The sequence below is a fragment of the Massilia sp. S19_KUP03_FR1 genome, from assembly GCF_036688685.1.
GTDB lineage: Bacteria > Pseudomonadota > Gammaproteobacteria > Burkholderiales > Burkholderiaceae_D > JALYUM01.
This window is the reverse complement of sequence record NZ_JAQQPS010000014.1, coordinates 35848-54772: the sequence shown is the minus strand read 5'-3', so window position 1 is coordinate 54772 and position 18925 is coordinate 35848. Positions and strand designations below refer to the sequence as shown.

The 18925-nt window shown below is 60.6% G+C and carries 17 protein-coding genes; 9 read left to right on the top strand and 8 right to left on the bottom strand.

Going from position 1 to position 18925, the window contains the following annotated elements:
* Window positions 1-116: 116 nt before the first annotated feature.
* Genes V6M87_RS16435 through V6M87_RS16410 form a run of 6 tightly spaced genes read left to right on the top strand, consistent with a single transcriptional unit; the run spans window position 117 to window position 6226 of the window.
* Complete coding sequence (locus V6M87_RS16435) at window positions 117-1136, top strand: ATP-grasp domain-containing protein (protein ID WP_332877731.1); 1020 nt, start codon at window positions 117-119, stop codon at window positions 1134-1136.
* Window positions 1133-2278 (top strand): phosphoribosyltransferase domain-containing protein, encoded by a 1146-nt coding sequence (locus V6M87_RS16430; protein ID WP_332877730.1) that lies wholly within the window; start codon window positions 1133-1135, stop codon window positions 2276-2278. The genes V6M87_RS16435 and V6M87_RS16430 overlap by 4 nt, the downstream gene beginning before the upstream one ends.
* On the top strand, window positions 2253-3008 hold the full coding sequence (locus tag V6M87_RS16425) for a hypothetical protein (RefSeq protein ID WP_332877729.1): 756 nt from the start codon (window positions 2253-2255) through the stop codon (window positions 3006-3008). The genes V6M87_RS16430 and V6M87_RS16425 overlap by 26 nt, the downstream gene beginning before the upstream one ends.
* Entirely contained in the window at window positions 3005-4081 is a 1077-nt protein-coding gene (locus tag V6M87_RS16420; protein ID WP_332877728.1) for a cysteine protease StiP family protein, read from the top strand. Before V6M87_RS16425 ends, V6M87_RS16420 begins: the two co-directional genes overlap by 4 nt.
* The gene (locus tag V6M87_RS16415) at window positions 4074-4994 is read left to right on the top strand and encodes an HpcH/HpaI aldolase/citrate lyase family protein (protein ID WP_332877727.1); all 921 of its coding nucleotides are present in this window, start codon (window positions 4074-4076) and stop codon (window positions 4992-4994) included. The genes V6M87_RS16420 and V6M87_RS16415 overlap by 8 nt, the downstream gene beginning before the upstream one ends.
* On the top strand, window positions 4991-6226 hold the full coding sequence (locus V6M87_RS16410) for a TerD family protein (protein WP_332877726.1): 1236 nt from the start codon (window positions 4991-4993) through the stop codon (window positions 6224-6226). The genes V6M87_RS16415 and V6M87_RS16410 overlap by 4 nt, the downstream gene beginning before the upstream one ends.
* A gap of 85 nt (window positions 6227-6311) precedes the next feature.
* On the opposite strand, the gene rsgA is transcribed toward V6M87_RS16410, so the two are convergent.
* From rsgA to V6M87_RS16395, 3 genes are all read right to left on the bottom strand, one after another.
* On the bottom strand, window positions 6312-7379 hold the full coding sequence (gene rsgA, locus V6M87_RS16405; protein WP_332877725.1) for a ribosome small subunit-dependent GTPase A: 1068 nt from the start codon (window positions 7377-7379) through the stop codon (window positions 6312-6314).
* Window positions 7380-7765: 386 nt separating this feature from the next.
* Complete coding sequence (locus V6M87_RS16400; RefSeq protein WP_332877724.1) at window positions 7766-8425, bottom strand: DUF2987 domain-containing protein; 660 nt, start codon at window positions 8423-8425, stop codon at window positions 7766-7768.
* Window positions 8426-8512: 87 nt separating this feature from the next.
* Window positions 8513-8929 carry a DUF2784 domain-containing protein gene (locus tag V6M87_RS16395; RefSeq protein WP_332877723.1) on the bottom strand — a complete coding sequence of 139 codons (417 nt, stop codon included), beginning with the start codon at window positions 8927-8929 and terminating at the stop codon, window positions 8513-8515.
* 132 nt (window positions 8930-9061) lie between these two features.
* Here V6M87_RS16395 and V6M87_RS16390 point away from each other — a divergent pair, with 132 nt between their 5' ends.
* Window positions 9062-10855 carry an FAD-binding oxidoreductase gene (locus tag V6M87_RS16390; protein WP_332877722.1) on the top strand — a complete coding sequence of 598 codons (1794 nt, stop codon included), beginning with the start codon at window positions 9062-9064 and terminating at the stop codon, window positions 10853-10855.
* A gap of 74 nt (window positions 10856-10929) precedes the next feature.
* Here V6M87_RS16390 and rpsJ read toward each other — a convergent pair whose 3' ends face one another.
* The 5 genes from rpsJ to rpsL form a co-directional block, all read right to left on the bottom strand.
* Window positions 10930-11241, bottom strand: a complete 312-nt coding sequence (gene rpsJ / locus V6M87_RS16385) for a 30S ribosomal protein S10 (protein ID WP_047826129.1) — start codon at window positions 11239-11241, stop codon at window positions 10930-10932.
* A gap of 152 nt (window positions 11242-11393) precedes the next feature.
* The gene (gene tuf, locus V6M87_RS16380; protein ID WP_332877721.1) at window positions 11394-12593 is read right to left on the bottom strand and encodes an elongation factor Tu; all 1200 of its coding nucleotides are present in this window, start codon (window positions 12591-12593) and stop codon (window positions 11394-11396) included.
* A 62-nt stretch (window positions 12594-12655) separates the two neighbouring features.
* Entirely contained in the window at window positions 12656-14761 is a 2106-nt protein-coding gene (gene fusA, locus V6M87_RS16375) for an elongation factor G (RefSeq protein ID WP_332877720.1), read from the bottom strand.
* A 115-nt stretch (window positions 14762-14876) separates the two neighbouring features.
* Window positions 14877-15347, bottom strand: a complete 471-nt coding sequence (gene rpsG / locus V6M87_RS16370; protein ID WP_332877719.1) for a 30S ribosomal protein S7 — start codon at window positions 15345-15347, stop codon at window positions 14877-14879.
* Between the two features lie 123 nt (window positions 15348-15470).
* Window positions 15471-15854 carry a 30S ribosomal protein S12 gene (rpsL, locus tag V6M87_RS16365; protein ID WP_332877718.1) on the bottom strand — a complete coding sequence of 128 codons (384 nt, stop codon included), beginning with the start codon at window positions 15852-15854 and terminating at the stop codon, window positions 15471-15473.
* Between the two features lie 450 nt (window positions 15855-16304).
* Here rpsL and V6M87_RS16360 point away from each other — a divergent pair, with 450 nt between their 5' ends.
* Both V6M87_RS16360 and V6M87_RS16355 read left to right on the top strand, forming a co-directional pair.
* Window positions 16305-18002, top strand: coding sequence for a phosphoethanolamine transferase (locus V6M87_RS16360; RefSeq protein WP_442920606.1), 1698 nt, complete (start codon window positions 16305-16307; stop codon window positions 18000-18002).
* Window positions 18003-18229: 227 nt separating this feature from the next.
* The gene (locus V6M87_RS16355) at window positions 18230-18880 is read left to right on the top strand and encodes a DUF3800 domain-containing protein (RefSeq protein WP_332877716.1); all 651 of its coding nucleotides are present in this window, start codon (window positions 18230-18232) and stop codon (window positions 18878-18880) included.
* Window positions 18881-18925 lie beyond the last annotated feature (45 nt).

The window sequence follows — 18925 nt, the reverse complement described above, 5'->3', positions numbered from 1 at the left end:
TCACTGCCATATCAGGCGCGCCAGGACCCCGTTTTACCCATACCGTAGTTAGCGTTTTTCCATCTGTCTTCCTGTATGCTGCCAAACGTCCATCATTATTGTCACAAGGCTATCCCATGCGCGTCTGGTTCAACAGGACCTTCTCTTCCGTCTACACCGCGATCAAACTGATCCGTGAAGCGGACACGGCAAATCGTTTCCACGTCATTCACAGCAACCCGAATCCGCACTCCCCCGCCGGGCGCGTCGCCCATCAGTTCATGGTCGAACCGACCGGCCTTGATACCGATGCGTACATCGACTGGTGCCTGGCGTTCTGCGTCGAACACCGCATCGACATCTTTATCCCTGGCAAGGGCGCCACGCGCCTGGCCCTGGAACTGGACCGCTTTGCTGCCATCGGCACGCGCATTTATTCAGTCGGCTCGCATGCAGCGTTGACCACGATCCACGACAAGGCCCGCTTCTACGCGGAAACCGTGCTCGATGGCGCGCCGGTCGCCGAATTCGCCCCATTCGAAACCCTGGAGCAGTTCGACGCCATCTACGCCGAACTGCGCCCGCGCCACGCCAAACTGTGCGTCAAACCGTCGAACTCGGTGTTCGGCCTGGGCTTTGCCATCCTCGACGAAGAGCGCAGCAGCGCCGCACTACTAATAGAAGGCGTCGAGTATCACACCGGCCTGCAGGATTTCCGCCGCGGCCTGGGTGAGCTCGGGTCCGTGCGCACCATGCTGCTGATGGAATACCTCGACGGCCACGAATACAGCGTCGACAGCGTCGGCGACAACGGCCGCCTGGTCACCGCGATTGCCCGCAAGAAGCCAATGCAGGCCGGGCGCGGCCAACTGATCGACATGCGCGAAGACATCCTGGCCGCCACCGCCGAACTGTGTCGCATCTATGGTTTGAGTGGCATGTTCAATGCCCAGTTCCGCGAAGGTGCGGGTAGCTTGCGCCTGCTCGAAATCAATCCGCGCATGTCGGGCGGCATCGGCATGGCCTGCGTGGCCGGCCCCAACTTGCCATGGATCGCCCTGTGCGGCTTTGCCGACGGCTTTGACAGCGTGACCATCCCGCCCGTGCGCGACGGCATCCGCGTCACCGAGCTGACCAGCGCAGTGGAGCTGGCGTGAGGCAGATTTCCTTACCGACCGGCGCGCTGGAAATCCGGCTGACGCAGGGAGAAGCTGAGCTCGACACGCTGCTCGGCTTTGCCGCGCGCGCGAATGCCAAGCGCGGCTTCCTGTTCCTCAGCAAGGTGCTGGGAAAACATTGGCCCGTAAAACCATCCGTGATGCAATCGATTCACGCGCGCATGGCTGCGAACGTGCCGGCCAGCATAGGACCGGTGGTGTTCATCGCCATGGCCGAAACGGCAATCGGCCTCGGCCAGGGCGTGTTCGAAGCCTGGCTGCGCGCCAACCCGGGCCGCGACGCGCTGTTCATCCATACCTCGCGTTATCGGGTCGGCACCACGCCCATCATCGAATTCGAAGAAGCGCACAGCCACGCGCCGCGCCAGTTTTTACATATGCCGCAGGACGCTGCCCAGCGCGCGCTGCTGGAAACGGCCGGCACGCTGGTCCTGGTGGACGATGAAGCCAGCACCGGTAACACGTTCCTGAACCTGTCGAACGCATGTCGCCGTATCAACCCGCACCTGTCACAAGTGCACCTGTCGACCATCATCAATTTCATGGGTGAACAGGCCACCGAACAATTGACCGCGCGCTTTGGCTTGCCGGTCACGCTGGGCGCGCTGGTCAGCGGCGAATACCGCTTTGAAGCGGGCGCAGCGGTCGCCACGCCACTGCCGGCGCAATTATTCGATCCGAGCGCCGACCGCGGCGCCAGCACGGCGTTCGGCCGCCTCGGCATCAATCGCCCGCTGGCGCCGGCGCCGGCCGACGACGTTGCCGCCAGCCTGAACCCTGGCGCGTCCGTCCTCGTGCTCGGCACAGGCGAGTTCATGCATGCGCCGGCACTGCTGGCCGCGGGCCTGGAGCAAGGCGGCTTCGATGTGGTCGTGCAATCGACGACACGCTCGCCGGTGCTGGTCTGGGGCGCGGTGGCCAGCGCCCTCGCCTTTCCTGACAACTACGGCGAAGGCGTGGGCAATTTCCTCTACAACGTCAGGCCTGGGCAATACGACCATGTTTTGATTTGCCACGAGACCGCCCCCAACGCTGCTTTGCTGCACCTCGCGCGCCTGCTCGACGGCCGCCTCCTCCATTTTGTGAACGAAACCTATGTATCCGAAATTCCTGTTTGCTGACCTGGACGACACGCTGTTCCAGTCACTCGAAAAATGCCGCACCAGCGACGGCCTCGAGCCTGCCGCCTTTCTCAAGGACGGCTTGCCGATCTCGTACACGACGGCGCTGCAGCGCGCCTTTTTCGCATTCGTGCAGGATGGCATGACGGTGATCCCGTCCACCGCGCGCAACCGCGACGCCTTCAGCCGCGTTGCGCTGCCGTTCACCAGCTACGCCGTACTGAACTACGGTGGCATGGTCCTGTCTCCCGGCGGCGCAGTCGACACGGCCTGGCGCGACCAGATGCACGACGCCATGCATGTCGCCCTGCCCGGCCTGCAGGAACTGTCCAAGCTGCTCGACGATTACGCGGTGTCCACCGGCTTCGGTGGCCGCACGCGTCTGATCGAAGACAGCGGTACGCCCTTCTATTTGGTATTGAAGGATCCGCAGAAGCGCTCCGACGTGCTCGCCCCGTTCGAGCGCGAGGTGGCGCAAGCGTGGCTGGACGATGGCGACAAACCCTACTATTTGCACCGCAACGGCAACAACTTCGCCGTCTTGCCCAAGGCGCTGAACAAAGCCCACGCCGTGCGCTACGTGATGGATCAATTGCGCAAGGAACATGGTGCCATCATGAGCTTCGGCATGGGCGACAGCCGCGCCGATGCCGCCTTCATGTCTGCCTGCGATTACGCTATCGTGCCGAGCCGCACGCAACTGGCCAGCCTGACCCTGGAGGCCCTATGACATTCAGTGGCAGCTACCGCCCAGGCGACGTGGAATTCCTGCTGACGCCCCTGCCGCTGCAGGACTTCACCGATATCCCTGAGAAAGAGCGCCTGATCCAGTCCGGCCAGCGCCACTACAGCGAGATGCTGTCGCCGGAATCGCTGCCGTCGCCGCGCTACCTGGACGTCTTCCGCACCGCCTGCGCCATCAACGGCGCGCGCATGGCGCACGACTGCCTGCACCTGGCCAGCCTGATCGCCGCCCGTCGTCCTGACGAAATTACGCTGGTCTCGCTGGCGCGCGCCGGCACGCCGGTCGGCGTGGTCGTCAGCCGCCTGTTGAACGAGGTGCTGGGGCGATCTTGCAACCACTATTCGGTCTCGATCATCCGCGACCGCGGCATCGACCGGAACGCGCTGAAACACATCCTGGCGCGCCATAGCGCCGAATCGATCGTCTTCGTCGACGGCTGGACCGGCAAGGGCGTCATCGCGCGCGAGCTGGCCAGCACGATCAACGACTACAACCTCGAACACGGCAGCGCCATCGACGACGGCCTGTACGTGCTGTCCGACCTGGCAGGCGTGGCCGCTTGCGCCGCATCGTGTGACGATTATCTGATTCCGTCGAGTATCCTGAACGCGACAGTATCGGGCCTGGTGAGCCGTTCGATCTTGAACGACGCGATCGGCCCGGATGATTTCCACGGCTGCGTCTACTACGACCAGTTCTTGCCGCACGATCAGTCGCAAGATTTCGCCGACCAGCTGGTGCAGCAGGCCAGCGGTATGGCCCTGGCAACGGCGGCCCCGATCGACAAGGAAGCCGCCGGCCGGGTGTCGCGCGAATTTATTGCCAATGCACTAATAAAATATGGCATTCTGGATGTCAATTTGGTTAAGCCGGGCATCGGCGAAGCCACCCGGGTCCTGCTGCGCCGTACGCCCCGCCTGCTGGTGGTGCGCGACTGTGACGCGCCGGAAGTGGCACATCTGATATTGTTGGCGGAAGAAAAGGGCGTCCCTGTACAAGTTGACGCTGCTCTTCCTTATTTCGCGGTTTCCCTGATCCGGAGTGCAATAGATGCTTAAGTCAATGGGCGCGTCGCTGTACGTGCCAGCCAACCATCAATACCTGCTGGCGGTCGCCAACGGGGAACGCGTCACCGAGGCGCGTTCACTGATTTTCTGTACCGAAGATTCTGTGTCCGACGCCGAGCTGAGCTGGGCGCTGTTCAACCTGTCTGTGGTGCTGGAAAACATGCGCGACGACATACCGGCCGACCGCTTCGTGCGCGTGCGCAACCCCGAGGTGATGGCGCGCGTACTCGCCATGCCCGGCGTTGAAAAGCTGCGCGGCTTCGTGCTGCCCAAGTCCACGCGCCACAACTTCGACAGTTATTTCCGCCAGGTGCGCGACACCGAGCATTTGCTGATGCCCACGCTGGAAACCGCGGAAGTGTTCAGCGACGAGGAAATGACGCAGTTCCGCGCTGTGCTGGAAGCGCCTGGCGTGCGCAACCGCATCCTGGCGCTGCGCATCGGCGGCAACGATCTGCTCGCCCTGCTGGGCCTGCGCCGTCCGCGCACCATGACGCTGTATCGCACGCCGCTGGGCCCGGTCATTGCGCGCCTGGTGACCACCTTCCGCCCCTACGGTTTTGCCTTGACGGCGCCGGTGTTCGAACACCTCGACCTGCCCGGTCTGCTCGATGAAGAGGTGTTGGAAGACATTGCCTATGGCATGGTCGGGAAGACCGCGATCCATCCGACCCAAATCTCGCCGATCGAGCAGCACTACCGCGTGAAACCGCAAGACCTGGAGGCCGCGCACGCGATCCTCGACGAGAACGCGCCGGCCGTCTTCCGCATGCATAATTCGATGTGCGAAGTGGCCACGCACCGCGCCTGGGCCGAACGTACCGTGGCACAATCGCGCGTGTTCGGCGCCCATCCGGAAACGAGCGCAACGCAACAACGTCAAACCGAAAAGGAATCTTGGTGAATACATACGCACGCGGGCAAAAAGGCAAGTTAAGTGACCTCGGCTGCGGCACGCAATTCCCGGTCGAGGTGGATATCACCCTCCCGGGCACGTCGGTCGATGTGTCCTGCTTCGGCCTGGACGCCAATGAAAAACTGTCCGACGAACGCTTCATGGTGTTTTATAACCAGCTGGCCGCACCCGGCGACGCCGTGAAACTCGACCTGGCGTCGGGCAAGGCGCGCTTTGCCGTCAACCTCGATGCGCTGCCGGATGCGATCACGCAACTGGTGTTCGTGGCTGCCATCGACGGCGCGCCGACCATGCGTTCGATTGGCCCCAGCCGTTTGACGCTGGGCAGCGCGGTCGAATTTCCTTTGAGCGCCGCTGTCTTCGGCGACGAAAAGGCTGTCATCGTGGCAAACATCTATCGCAAGGAAGGCGTATGGCGCTTCGGTGCTGTCGGCCAGGGATTCAATGGCGGCCTGTCGGCATTGCTGGCGCACTTCGGCGGCAGTGAAGCCGGAGCGACGACGGCACCGGCCGCGGCACCGGCCCCGGCTGCACCCGCGCCCTCTAAAATCTCGCTGTCAAAAGTCACGCTGGAAAAGCGCGGCGACAAGGTGTCGCTCGACAAGCGCGGCGCGCAAGGGTACGGCCGCATCCACGTCAATTTGAACTGGAACCAGTCGATTACTGCCGCGCCAGCGCCGGAAAAGACCGGCTTCCTGGCCCGCATCACAGGCGCTGTCAGTAACGCGCGCAAGGGCCGCAACGGCATCGACCTCGATCTCGGCTGCATGTACGAAATGATGGATGGCCGCAAGGGCATTGTGCAGGCGCTGGGCAACTCGTTCGGTGATTTTCAGAACATGCCGTTCATCCAGCTTGAAGCCGATGACCGCACGGGTGCGGCCACCGGTGGTGAAAATCTCTACATCAACGGCGACCGTTTCGACCAGTTCAAGCGCGCCATTATTTTCACTTTCATCTACGAGGGCGTGCCGAACTGGTCCGCCACGGACGCCGTCGTGACGATGGCGGTACCGAACCAGGCGCCGATCGAAGTGCGGCTCGATCAGGGCGGCTCGCAGATGATGTGCGCGATCGCCATGATCGACAACCAGGCAGGCAAGCTGCAAGTGACCAAGCTGGTCGAGTACTTCCAGCAGGAAGGCCGTACCAGCGCCCACGAGCTGATGGACCGCCGCTTCGGCTTCGGCATGCGCTGGAAGACTGGCACCAAAGACTAGGGGTTGCGGCGCAACGCTCCGACGTCCCCTTTATTTCTTCTAGCCGGAACAGGCACACGAGCGGTGGCGTGAACCGGCGCTCGCATTACGCGCGCTTGCTACGGCTGCGCGGGCCGACCGTCTTCAGCAGCACTTTCCACTTGGCACGCTCGGCGATCCGGTCCAGCGGCGTTTGCTGGCTGCGCCTCACCTCCCGCAAAAGCTTGTGATAGTTGAACAGCCGGTCGGCATCGACCGCGTCGCGCACCGCGCAGCCCGGTTCGGCTTGATGGTGGCAGTCGCGGAACTGACAATTGCGCGCGAGCGCGTCGATGTCGTCGAAGGCCGCCGTCAGCGCATCCTCTTCGGCGTCCAGACGCCAGCTGCGCAAACCGGGCGTATCGATGATGCAAGCGCCGCCGGCGAATTGGTGCAGCGAGCGCGCCGTCGTCGTGTGGCGCCCGCGCCCGTCGCCTTTGCGCACGCCACCGGTCGGCTGCGCGCTGGCGCACAGCGTGTTGGTCAGCGTCGACTTGCCCGCGCCGGATGAGCCGAGCAGCACCAGGGTCTGGCCCGCGTCCAGCCACGGCGCAAGCATCGACCTGGTCTGCTGCGCATCGAGCGCATTGAGCGCCATCAGCGGCACGCTGGCCGGCAAGCGCTGGCGCAACTGCGCCATCCGCTCATCAACCGCAATGCCGATGTCGGCTTTGGTCAGCACCACCACGGCGTCAACCAGGGCAGCATGCGCCAGCGCGATGTAGCGCTCGAGCCGGCGCGGGTTGAAGTCGCGGTCCAGCCCCATCACCAGCAGGGCAGTGTCGACGTTGCTGGCGAGCGGCTGGCGGCTGCCGTCGGCGCTGCGGCGGGCCAGCTGCGTCTGCGGCGGTATGCGCGCGCCGATCCAGTGCGTTCCAACGGCGACGCAGTCGACCAGGACCCAGTCGCCGACGGCCAGGCTGGTCTGTTGTGCGTCCAGCGATTGCAGCAGGCGCGAACGCTGGCGCGCCTGGCAGGTTTGCGCGCCATCGTGCAGCACGATGGCGTCGCGATGCACTTCCGCAACACGCATCAGGCGCGCGTCGGGTGCGGCGTCGGCAAACGTGACGAGTTCATTGGTGATGGTGTGGGTCAGTCCGATAAGACGTAGAGATGCGAAATTGATGTCGATCATGAGGTGGGTGTATGGGCGTGTTCGTAAAGCTCGCGACGTGGGCGAGCACAGCCTCCGCGCAAAACGCGGCGGTACGACATAGCGGAAGCCGGCGCACGATCAAGCGCGACTCAACCCACCTGGCTTAAAACAAGGCTACTGCGCAGTGTGGAATGGCGCGATCAGGCGGCCGACAGGAGGGCAATATCAATACGTTGCATGGTGTTTTCTCCCGTGGATATGAATAGACAATGCAGTCTGACGGGCGCACCCCGCAGAGTCAAGCGCCAACGCCGACAGCACGCGCGTGAGCGATCGAGGGCCCCCAACGAGACGCCATACATCGCTCCCCTGTATTTGCAGTTAGCGCGACCGGCGCAGCATGGAAGCTGACGCTTGACTGGTAATCAGTCTTGCAGAAAATCGGTGCTTGCCGGAATCTCCGACAGCGTGACGGGAACATTCGCGGCAAGCAGTGACTTGTCCAGACGCAGCTTGACGAGACCGTTGGCGTCGGCCGCAATCCGGGTGGCGCCCAGCACCACCGTGGCGTGCGACTCTTTGCGAAACTGCAGCTTCACGCCGACCAGGTCCGGCATCAGGAAGCGCAGCATGCCGGCCTGCGCCTTGATCAGCGCATTCACCTGCGCCACGCCACCCATCAGGCTGGCATAGTCGAACTGGGTACGCTGCGGCATGACGGGCACCGCATTGAAGGTGAATTTTGCCTTCTGCCCGGCCGGGACGGTCGTCAGCACTTCCGGATCCGACTTCACCCACGCCGGATTGAACGGTACCTCGAATTCGCCGTTCGCACTCACCTGGATGCGGACTCGGTCTGCGCCGTTGACGATGGTGAACACGACATCCTTTTCGGCCATGGCCGGATCGTCCGGATGCACCACGCCCAGCATCACGACTTTGTCACGCTGGGCCAGCGGCGCCGCGTAGAACTTGTCCATCCTGACCAGTTCCAGCAGCTTGTTGTAATGCGTCCAGGGCCGGTCCACCGGCGCGGCGCTGGCCAGGTTCATGGCAAAGGCGGTCAAACAGATCGACAGTTTCATGACGACTCCAAGATGGTACTGAGCTGGCTGAGTTCGGCGCTGAGCAATTCAGGCCGGTCGAGGTACAAAAAAATCGGGGCTTCTGCTTTAAGTGGGGGCAGCGCGGCGCCGCGGCGGCAGCCAGATCCAGCTGACCACGACCAGCAGGCCAAACACGGAATACGCGGCAATGAACACCCATGCCGGCGCTGTAAAAAACATGCCTTTGGTGAGCCAGTAAGCGATGAAATCACCTTCGTAGACCACCTGCCCGGCGCGCACGCGCAGCCACTGTTCCAGCGTGGTCAGCGGACAGACGATGCCCAGCCACGACTCGAACACGACGAAGACGATGGCGCCCAGGTGCGCCGCCCGGAACCACACCTTGCGCGTCCAGGTCCAGTGCAACAGGCCGCCCAACAGGGTGGCCAGCAAGCCACCGACGACAAAGATGACGATCGCCGCGTGCAGGACGAGCACCGCATTGGCCATCAGCTGATAGTTATCTGGTGAAAAAACCGGCATGCATATATCCAATCGATGATATCGAAATAATCTCGCGACTTGCATTTCTAATATGCAAGAATAGACGATCAGTAAGCACTTTGGCAAAGTGATTTGGTGTTCCAATCATGTAAAAATATCAGGAGCAGTCGGGTGCAAAGACGATTTGTTTTGAAGGCGGCAGGTTTATCCATCATCTCGCTGGCACACCCCGCCAGCTTTGCCCGCGCCGCGCGCCGTGCACGCACGCGCGTTCGCCCGGGCCAGCCCGGCTGGCCGTCGAGCGCGGCATGGGATCAACTCAAGCGCGCCGTGGGTGGGCGCCTGCAGCACCTCGCGGCGCCCTTTGCCGCCTGCGCACCCGCGCCCGACTCACCTGCATGCAGCGAGGCCCTGGCCGCGCTGAAGAATCCGTTTGCCGTGGGCGACCAGCCCGCCCTCACGCAAACCAGCGGCTGGGCCGGCGCCTGGACTTCTCAGCCGAGCGCGTACGCCGTGGCCGCCAGCAGCACGGCGGATGTCGTCGCTGCTGTCAATTTTGCACGCACCCACAATCTGCGCCTGGTCGTCAAAGGCGGCGGCCACAGTTACCAGGGCACGTCGAATGCGCCCGACGCGCTGCTGGTGTGGACGCGCCAGATGAAAGATATCCAGCTGCACGACGCGTTTGTTGCCCAGGGCTGCAAGACGGCGCAAGCGGCGGTGAGCATCGGTGCCGGCGCGATGTGGATCGATGCGTATGACGCCGTCACGACGCGCGCGGGGCGCTATGTGCAGGGCGGCGGCTGCACCACCGTCGGCGTGGCCGGCCTCGTCCAGAGCGGCGGCTTCGGCTCCTTTTCGAAAGCCTACGGCACCGCAGCGGCCGGGCTGATCGAGGCGGAAGTGGTCACCGCTGACGGCAGTGTCTGCATTGCGAATGCGTGCACCAATCCGGAATTGTTCTGGGCACTGAAGGGCGGCGGTGGTGGCAGCATGGGCGTCGTCACACGGCTGACACTGCGCACACGCGACTTGCCGGAAACAATCGGAAGCGCAAGCTTGCAGGTGCAAGCGGCGACCGACATGGCATTCAAGGCGCTGATCGCAAAGGTGATGGCGTTCTATGCCACCGCGCTGGCCAACCCGCATTGGGGCGAACAAATCGGCTTTGATGCGGACAACACGATGAAGGTGTCGATGGTGTTCCAGGGGCTGAACAAAGAGCAGGTACAGCAGACGTGGGAACCGTTTCTTGCGTGGCTGAACACGCAGCCGGAGTACACCGTCGCCAAGCCATTCAGCGCCCAGCCGATGCCGGCGCGCTACACCTGGAGCGCCGCGTTTTTCAAAAAATACGCGCCCGCCGTGATCAGCGCCGACCCACGCGCCGACGCGCCGCCGCATCATTTCTCGTGGGCGGGCGACGTCACCGATACAGGCTGGTTTGTCCACGGCTACCACTCCACCTGGCTGCCCGCAACACTGCTGGCCGACGACAGGCAAGCCGCGCTGGTCGACGCTTTGTTCGAAAGCACGCGTCACTGGACGGTCGGTTTGCATTTCAACAAAGGATTGGCTGGCGCGGCGCAGCCCGAGATCGACGCCGCACGCGACACGGCGATGAACCCGGCGGTGCTCGATGCATTCGCGCTGGCGATCATTGCCGGTGGCAGCAGAGCGCAGTTCTCCGGTATGCCAGGCCAGGCTGAGCGCGCCGATAAAATGCAGCAGCGCGCCGCAGCCATCGCACGGGCCACGGACGCACTCCGACAGGTCGTGCCCAGCCCAGGCTCGTATGTTTCCGAAAGCGATTATTTCCTGAAGAATTGGCAGCAAGCGTTCTGGGGCAGCAATTACGCGCGGCTGGCGCGCGCCAAGCAACAGTATGATCCGGACGGGCTGTTTTTCGTGCATCACGGCGTCGGCAGCGAGCACTGGATCGACGACGGATTTACACGCACGTAAACGCATCACGGGCGGGACCGATTGATCGGTACCGCCCGTGACTCAACAGCGGAGAGTTCTCCGCCGGTTGATATTTATTGCAGCTTGATTTCGACGTCAACGCCAGCTGGCAGGTCCAGCTTCATCAGTGCGTCAACGGTTTTGTCGGTTGGGTCGACAATGTCCATCAGGCGCTGGTGGGTGCGGATCTCGAACTGGTCGCGCGAGGTTTTGTTGACGTGCGGGGAACGCAGGACGTCAAAACGCTGAATGCGCGTTGGCAGTGGTACTGGGCCCTTGACAACGGCGCCGGTGCGCTTCGCGGTGTCAACGATTTCCAGTGCGGACTGGTCGATCAGTTTGTAATCGAACGCCTTCAGGCGGATGCGGATTTTCTGGTTAGACATGGTATTTCCTCTAAAGAACGAACCGCGCAATTTCACACGGCAATATATGGGGATCGAGATTGTACTATGGAATTGCAAGTTGGGGACCCGCAGGTCCCCAGCTTTTTTGCTAGAGCAGAACTACCTGAGGCTGGCGGACCAGCCCTTGGTAATTACTTGCCGTCGCTCAGGATCTTGGCAACGACGCCGGCGCCGACGGTACGACCGCCTTCACGGATAGCGAAGCGCAGACCTTCTTCCATTGCGATCGGGTTGATCAGCTTGACGGTGATCGACACGTTATCGCCTGGCATGACCATTTCTTTGTCTGCTGGCAATTCGATCGAACCGGTCACGTCAGTCGTACGGAAGTAGAACTGTGGGCGATAGTTGTTGAAGAATGGGGTGTGACGACCGCCCTCATCTTTCGACAGCACATAGATCTCGCCGGTGAAATGGTTGTGTGGCTTGATCGAACCTGGCTTGGCCAGAACTTGACCCCGCTCCACATCTTCACGCTTGGTGCCGCGCAGCAGCAGACCAACGTTGTCGCCAGCTTGACCCTGGTCCAGCAGCTTGCGGAACATTTCCACGCCGGTGCAAATGGTTTTGACGGTGTCTTTGATGCCGACGATTTCGATTTCTTCGCCGACTTTGATGACGCCGCGCTCAACACGACCGGTTACCACGGTACCGCGACCCGAGATCGAGAACACGTCTTCCACTGGCATCAGGAAGGCGCCGTCGATTGCGCGCTCTGGTTCAGGGATGTAGGTGTCCAGGGCATCGGCCAGTTGCATGATGGCTTGCTCGCCCATTGGGCCAGTGTCGCCTTCCAGTGCCATACGCGCCGAACCTTTGATGATTGGCAGGTCGTCGCCTGGGAATTCATACTTCGACAGCAACTCACGCACTTCCATTTCAACCAGTTCCAGCAGCTCTTCGTCATCGACGAGGTCGCACTTGTTCAGGAACACGATGATGTATGGAACGCCAACTTGACGGGCCAGCAGGATGTGCTCGCGGGTCTGTGGCATTGGGCCGTCAGCTGCGGAGCAAACCAGGATCGCGCCGTCCATCTGGGCAGCACCGGTAATCATGTTTTTGATGTAGTCGGCGTGGCCTGGGCAGTCAACGTGCGCGTAGTGACGGGCAGCCGTTTCGTACTCGACGTGGGCGGTGTTGATGGTGATACCGCGCGCTTTTTCTTCTGGTGCAGCATCGATCTGGTCGTATGCTTTAGCTTCGCCGCCGAATTTCTTCGACAGAACGGTAGCGATTGCAGCCGTCAGGGTCGTTTTGCCGTGGTCGACGTGACCAATGGTGCCGACGTTGACGTGCGGCTTGGTCCGTTCGAATTTACCTTTTGCCATTTTGCTCTTCCTTTAATTGCTATGTGATGCAGATCGGGGACCAGCCCCGATCCGAATTTAAATTACTTGGCTTTTGCAGTGATGATCGCGTCGGTCACGTGCTTAGGCGCTTCCGAATAGTGCTTGAATTCCATCGTGTAGGTCGCACGGCCTTGCGTTGCGGAACGCAGCGAGGTCGAGTAACCGAACATTTCCGACAGAGGCACTTCAGCTTTGATGATCTTGCCACCGCCGCCTGGGATTTCGTCCATGCCCTGCACCATACCGCGGCGGGACGACAAGTCGCCCATCACGGTACCGGCGTAGTCTTCCGGCGTTTCCACTTCCACGGCCATCATTGGCTCGAGGATGACTGGCGATGCTTTGCGGCAACCATCTTTGAAAGCCATCGAAGCGGCCATCTGGAACGCGTTTTCGTTCGAGTCAACATCGTGGTACGAACCGAAGAACAGCGTGACTTTGACGTCGACGACTGGGTAACCAGCCATCACACCGCTGTTCAAGGTACCGCGCACACCCTTTTCAACTGCAGGGATGTATTCGCGTGGAACCGTACCGCCTTTGATGGCGTCAACGAATTCGAAGCCCTTGCCCGGCTCTTGCGGCTCGATCTTCAGAACCACGTGACCGTACTGACCACGACCACCCGACTGCTTGACGAATTTACCTTCGGACTCTTCGCACACTTTGCGAATCGTTTCGCGATAAGCAACCTGTGGTTTACCCACGGTGGCTTCCACGCCGAATTCGCGCTTCATGCGGTCAACGATAATTTCCAGGTGCAGCTCGCCCATACCACCGATGATGGTCTGGCCCGATTCTTCATCGGTTTTCACGCGGAACGAAGGATCTTCCTGTGCCAGGCGGTTCAGCGCCAGGCCCATTTTTTCCTGGTCAGCCTTGGTTTTCGGCTCAACTGCCTGCTGAATCACCGGCTCAGGGAATACCATTTTTTCCAGGGTGATGATCGACGATGGATCGCACAGGGTTTCGCCCGTGGTCGCGTCTTTCAGGCCCACTGCAGCGGCGATATCGCCAGCGTGCACTTCCTTGATTTCTTCGCGCTGGTTAGCGTGCATCTGCAGAATACGGCCAAGACGTTCTTTCTTGTTCTTGATCGGATTGTAGACAGTGTCGCCCGACTTGATCGTGCCCGAATACACGCGGAAGAAGATCAGCTGGCCCACGAATGGGTCGGTCATGATCTTGAATGCCAGCGCAGCGAATTTCTCGTTGTCGTCGGCTTTACGCGTGACCGGCTGGTCGTCTTCATCCATGCCTTGAACTGGCTTGATGTCGACTGGCGACGGCAGGTATTCAATCACGCCGTCCAGCATGGCTTGTACGCCCTTGTTTTTGAAGGCGGTACCGCACATCATCGGCACGATTTCCGATGCCAAAGTACGCTGACGCAAGGCTTTCTTGATCTCTTCTTCCGTCAGATCGCCTTCTTCCAAGTACTTGTTCATCAGCTCTTCGGTCGCTTCAGCAGCGGCTTCGACCATTTTCTCGCGCCACTCGGCGGCTTGCTCAGCCAGCTCTGCAGGGATTTCGCGGTAGTCGAATTTCATGCCCTGCGACGCATCGTCCCAGTACACGGCTTTCATCTTGACCAGATCGACCACGCCCAGGAAGTTCTCTTCCGCGCCGATAGGAATCTGCAGGGGAATCGGGTTTGCCTTCAGGCGCGCACGCATCTGCTCGTAGACCTTGAAGAAGTTGGCGCCGGTACGGTCCATCTTGTTCACGAAGGCCAGACGTGGCACTTTGTACTTGTTGGCCTGACGCCATACGGTTTCCGACTGTGGCTGCACGCCGCCGACTGCGCAGTAAACCATGCAGGCGCCGTCGAGCACGCGCATCGAGCGTTCAACTTCAATGGTGAAGTCAACGTGGCCCGGGGTGTCGATGATGTTGATGTGGTGCTCAGGGAAATTGTTAGCCATCCCTTTCCAGAAGCAAGTCGTTGCAGCCGAGGTAATCGTGATACCGCGTTCCTGCTCCTGCTCCATCCAGTCCATGGTGGCCGCGCCATCATGCACTTCGCCGATCTTGTGGTTCACGCCCGTGTAGAACAGGACGCGCTCGGTCGTCGTGGTTTTACCAGCGTCGATGTGAGCCGAGATACCGATATTGCGGTAGCGCTCAATGGGGGTCTTGCGTGCCATAATTATTCCTAAATCTTTGAATGGACAAAACCGAGCCCCATTTGTTTTGCAAAATGAGCCCGGCCTCGAACAACAGATACCTTGGCCGCACCCCTTTCAGGACTTGGCCGATTATTTAGAAGCGGAAGTGCGAGAACGCCTTGTTCGCTTCTGCCATGCGGTGAACTTCGTCACGACGCTTCATGGCGCCGCCACGCATTTCAGCCGCTTCCATCAGTTCGCCACCAAGGCGCTGTGGCATCGACTTTTCGCTGCGCTTGTTGGCAGCTTCACGCAGCCAGCGCATGGACAGAGCCATACGACGCACTGGACGCACTTCGACTGGCACCTGATAGTTGGCGCCGCCGACGCGACGCGATTTTACTTCAACCATAGGCTTGGCGTTGTTGATCGCGGTAGCGAACACTTCCAACGGATCTTTGCCCGACTTCTGCTTGATGTGCTCGAAGGCGCCGTAGATGATGTTTTCTGCAACGGATTTTTTACCCGACAGCATCAGCACGTTAACGAACTTGGCAACATCAGTGTTACCGAACTTTGGATCTGGCAAGATTTCCCGTTTGGGGACTTCGCGACGACGTGGCATTTCATTCTCCTGTCTTCAGTTGAGCGCGACTGGCGCACTCGCGAACGGCCATCATGGCCCTTCACTTACTCGGTTTTACAACCGGTTCAACTCATTAGTTAATTGCAAAAAAGAAGCGTGAGCTTACTTCTTGCCTGGTTTGGCGCGCTTGGTACCGTATTTCGAACGCGACTGCTTACGGTCTTTAACGCCCTGGGTATCCAGTGCACCGCGAACCATGTGGTAACGAACACCTGGCAAGTCTTTAACACGACCGCCGCGCAGCAGCACGACACTGTGTTCTTGCAGGTTGTGGCCTTCACCGCCGATGTACGAAATAACTTCGAAACCGTTGGTCAGACGCACTTTGGCGACTTTACGCAGAGCCGAGTTTGGCTTCTTTGGAGTCGTCGTGTACACACGGGTGCAGACACCGCGCTTTTGCGGGCTGTTTTCCAGCGCCGGCGATTTGCTCTTCACGATCGCAGCGACGCGTGGTTTGCGAATCAATTGATTGATGGTTGGCATCGTTCTAAATCCAACAAAATGCTACGTTGATGACCCGGGTTTAACCGGGGACTGAAACCTTTTTCCCGAACTGGCCACAAAGCCGGCGACGATAGCCACTCACCGAAGGAGCGGCTGCGAAGAAAAATGCGATGGGGCAGAATAAATTCGAGAACTCGCGAGTATAAACGCGATATGGACATCGGTCAACCTGCAAGCAGGAAGTTTACCGACGAATTTGCTTATTTACCAGCAGATGCACACATTTTAGAGACTTCCAACGTTGCCCTGCTGAGACAATCAGTGTACGCCTCATCGCTTGACTGTGCAAATAGTGAGCCTGTTGCGTGCGAAACATCGCGATAATGCGCACTTCGCTTCGTCTCCGCCTGTGCCATGCGTTTCTTGCCATCCCCCCTGCTGCGCCCCCTGCCCCTGTTCGTGCTGGCCACCTATGCCGTGCTGTCAGCCATGGCGTTTTTGCCGTGGGCGCTGGGCTTGCCGCTGGAGCGCCCGGCCCAGCTGCTGGCGATCGCCTTCATCGGCTGGCTGGTCTTGTGGAGCGTCTTTAAACGCCCGGCCTGGTTTCACTGGCTGCTGCTGCCCGCCTTTCTTGCCCTGCCAGTCAACCTGTATCTGTATACCTACTACGGCCAGGGCATTTCCACGCACCACCTGGGCATCCTGTTCGAGACCAGCCCGGCCGAAGCACTCGACTTCCTCGGCGCCAAGGTCTGGCTGCTGCTCGGGGTAATTGTCGCGATGCTCGCCTGGTGGGGCGGGAGCTGGGCCGCGGCCGTTAAAACCCGCGCGCTGGACTGGAACGATCCGTCGCGCTTCGTCACGCTGGCGGTATTGATCGGGGCACTGGGCGCGGGCTGGTGGGCGCACCACGAGGTCGATGCCGGCAAACCGACACCGCTGCCCGAATGGGCGCGGGTGCCGCTCGACGCCGACGCCTTTGCCGCGTCGTGGCCGTTCGGGCTGGCGGCGCGCGGATATGACTTCTATATGGAGCGGCGCTACCTGGCCGAACTGGCCCAGCGCAGTGCGCATTTCAACTTCGGTGCACGCCTCGCTGCCCCCATGCAGGATGGCGAAAAGGGTGGTGAAATACGCGAGCAGACCATCGTCGTGGTGCTGGGCGAATCGTCGCGCTACGACCGCTGGAGCCTGAACGGTTACGCGCGCAAGACCAATCCGCTGCTCGAACAGGAGCCGAACATCGTCACCATGCGCGACCTGATCACGGCGGTGTCGGCCACGCGCCTGTCGGTACCGGTGATCGTCTCGCGCAAGCCGGCCACGCAAAGTCTCAAAGCCGGCTTTGCCGAGAAATCGTTCTTGACGGCGTTTCGCGAGGCTGGCTACAAAACCTGGTGGCTGTCGAACCAGATCTCGTTCGGCAAGTTCGACACCCCCGTTTCGGTGCTGGCCCGGGAAGCGAACGTGGTCGAATTCCTGAACCCGGGCGGCTTTTCCGACCGTTCCAACCTGGACGACGTGCTGTTGGCGCCGCTTGCGCGCGCCTTGCGCGATCCGGCGCCGTATAAACTGGTGGTGCTCCATTCGATGGGCAGCCACTGGAATTACGCGCACCGCTATCCAAAGCAGTTCGACCAATGGAAGCCGAGCCTGACTGGCGTGGCCAAGCCGGTCTACACCGACCTGGACATCAAGCCCCAGCTGAACAACAGCTATGACAACGCGATCCTGTACACCGACTGGTTTTTGGCGCAGGTGCTCAAGCAGCTCAAAACGCTGACCCAGCCAAGCGCCCTGGCCTACGTCGCCGACCATGGTCAGACCTTGTACGACGGCAGCTGCCGCGTCGCCTTCCACGGCCACAATTCGCAGTATGAATTCCACGTGCCGGCGTTGTTCTGGTATTCGGATAGCTACGCGGATCTGTACCCGGACAAGGTGGCGCAACTAAAGGCGCATCGCAAGGCACGCCTGTCGACCGAAAACATGTTTCATACGATGGTCGATTTGGGCGCGATCCGCTATCCCGACGAACGCCTGGACTGGAGCATCGCCAGTCCAGCCCTGCGCCGCCATCCGCGCTATGTCGACAGTTATGGGTGGACAAATTACGACACGGCGACGCCGACCGGCGATTGCCGCGAGATGCTGGCCAAGGGGAAGGTGCTGACCTTGCCGCATTAATCGTGAACGTTGGAAGGTCACACAGCAGTACGCTCGTTCGATTGACAGGCGACCAAAAATTTGTTCCAATCGCCTTGTGCAGGTAAATCCTGAGGCAACCGCGATACCGAAAAGGCGTCGTAAGCGCGTTGTAAACGCGTCGATCTCAGGGGCTGCCACCCTATTTTAATGGCTCCGCTTTTGCGGAGCCATTTTTCATGGAGCGAACCCGTCATGTCGATCATGTCATGCTGATCTACGTCGATGAGAGCGGCGACTTGGGCTGGTCATTCGCCCAGCCCTATGGCCGGGGTGGTTCCAGCCGTTACCTGACAATCGCTGCGATGGTGCTCCCCGAAACGCTGGACCACCTCCCCACGCGCAAGGTGAAGCAGCTCTACACTTCAGGCAAGTGGGACTACAGGCAAGAGAAAAAGTGGGTCGATATGCCGGAAGCTGCCAGGTCCACCTTCGTGCGCAACGCCACGAACTTGCGCACCACGTATCCGATCATCTTGTACAAAGCAATTGTCGTCTACAAGAAAAATGTTGCGGCGCACCTGCGATCGGACAGTAACAAACTCTACAACTACATGCTGAAACTTCTTCTGCTCGACGAGATGAAGAAACACGCGCGCATCACCCTGATCCCCGATCCGCGCTCGATCAAGGTAGAAAGCGGCAATTGCCTGCAGCACTATCTGGAAATGAGCTTGTACGAAGAAGGCGCGGTGACGCAACTCGAAACGCTCAACCGCGACAGCAAGTCCTGCCTGAACTTGCAGTTTGTCGACATGCTTGCCGGTGTGGTCGGCACCCACTATGAATTTCGCAAGTCAGTCCACCTGTCGGCACTACGCCCGAACTGCCCGGTCAAGCAGCTGTTTTTTGGCGCTTGATCAAACTGGCGTCACGCCACGGCTTGCATCAGTACAGGATGAGCC

Excerpts from the sequence above, each read along its gene's own strand:
- V6M87_RS16435 (WP_332877731.1), top strand. The coding sequence starts at position 117 with ATGCGCGTCTGGTTCAACAGGACCTTCTCTTCCGTCTACACCGCGATC.
- V6M87_RS16425 (WP_332877729.1), top strand. The coding sequence starts at position 2,253 with ATGTATCCGAAATTCCTGTTTGCTGACCTGGACGACACGCTGTTCCAG.
- V6M87_RS16420 (WP_332877728.1), top strand. The coding sequence starts at position 3,005 with ATGACATTCAGTGGCAGCTACCGCCCAGGCGACGTGGAATTCCTGCTG.
- V6M87_RS16415 (WP_332877727.1), top strand. The coding sequence starts at position 4,074 with ATGCTTAAGTCAATGGGCGCGTCGCTGTACGTGCCAGCCAACCATCAA.
- rsgA (WP_332877725.1), bottom strand. The coding sequence starts at position 7,379 with ATGATCGACATCAATTTCGCATCTCTACGTCTTATCGGACTGACCCAC.
- V6M87_RS16400 (WP_332877724.1), bottom strand. The coding sequence starts at position 8,425 with ATGAAACTGTCGATCTGTTTGACCGCCTTTGCCATGAACCTGGCCAGC.
- V6M87_RS16395 (WP_332877723.1), bottom strand. The coding sequence starts at position 8,929 with ATGCCGGTTTTTTCACCAGATAACTATCAGCTGATGGCCAATGCGGTG.
- rpsJ (WP_047826129.1), bottom strand. The coding sequence starts at position 11,241 with ATGTCTAACCAGAAAATCCGCATCCGCCTGAAGGCGTTCGATTACAAA.
- tuf (WP_332877721.1), bottom strand. The coding sequence starts at position 12,593 with ATGGCAAAAGGTAAATTCGAACGGACCAAGCCGCACGTCAACGTCGGC.
- fusA (WP_332877720.1), bottom strand. The coding sequence starts at position 14,761 with ATGGCACGCAAGACCCCCATTGAGCGCTACCGCAATATCGGTATCTCG.
- rpsG (WP_332877719.1), bottom strand. The coding sequence starts at position 15,347 with ATGCCACGTCGTCGCGAAGTCCCCAAACGGGAAATCTTGCCAGATCCA.
- rpsL (WP_332877718.1), bottom strand. The coding sequence starts at position 15,854 with ATGCCAACCATCAATCAATTGATTCGCAAACCACGCGTCGCTGCGATC.
- V6M87_RS16360 (WP_442920606.1), top strand. The coding sequence starts at position 16,305 with ATGGCGTTTTTGCCGTGGGCGCTGGGCTTGCCGCTGGAGCGCCCGGCC.
- V6M87_RS16355 (WP_332877716.1), top strand. The coding sequence starts at position 18,230 with ATGCTGATCTACGTCGATGAGAGCGGCGACTTGGGCTGGTCATTCGCC.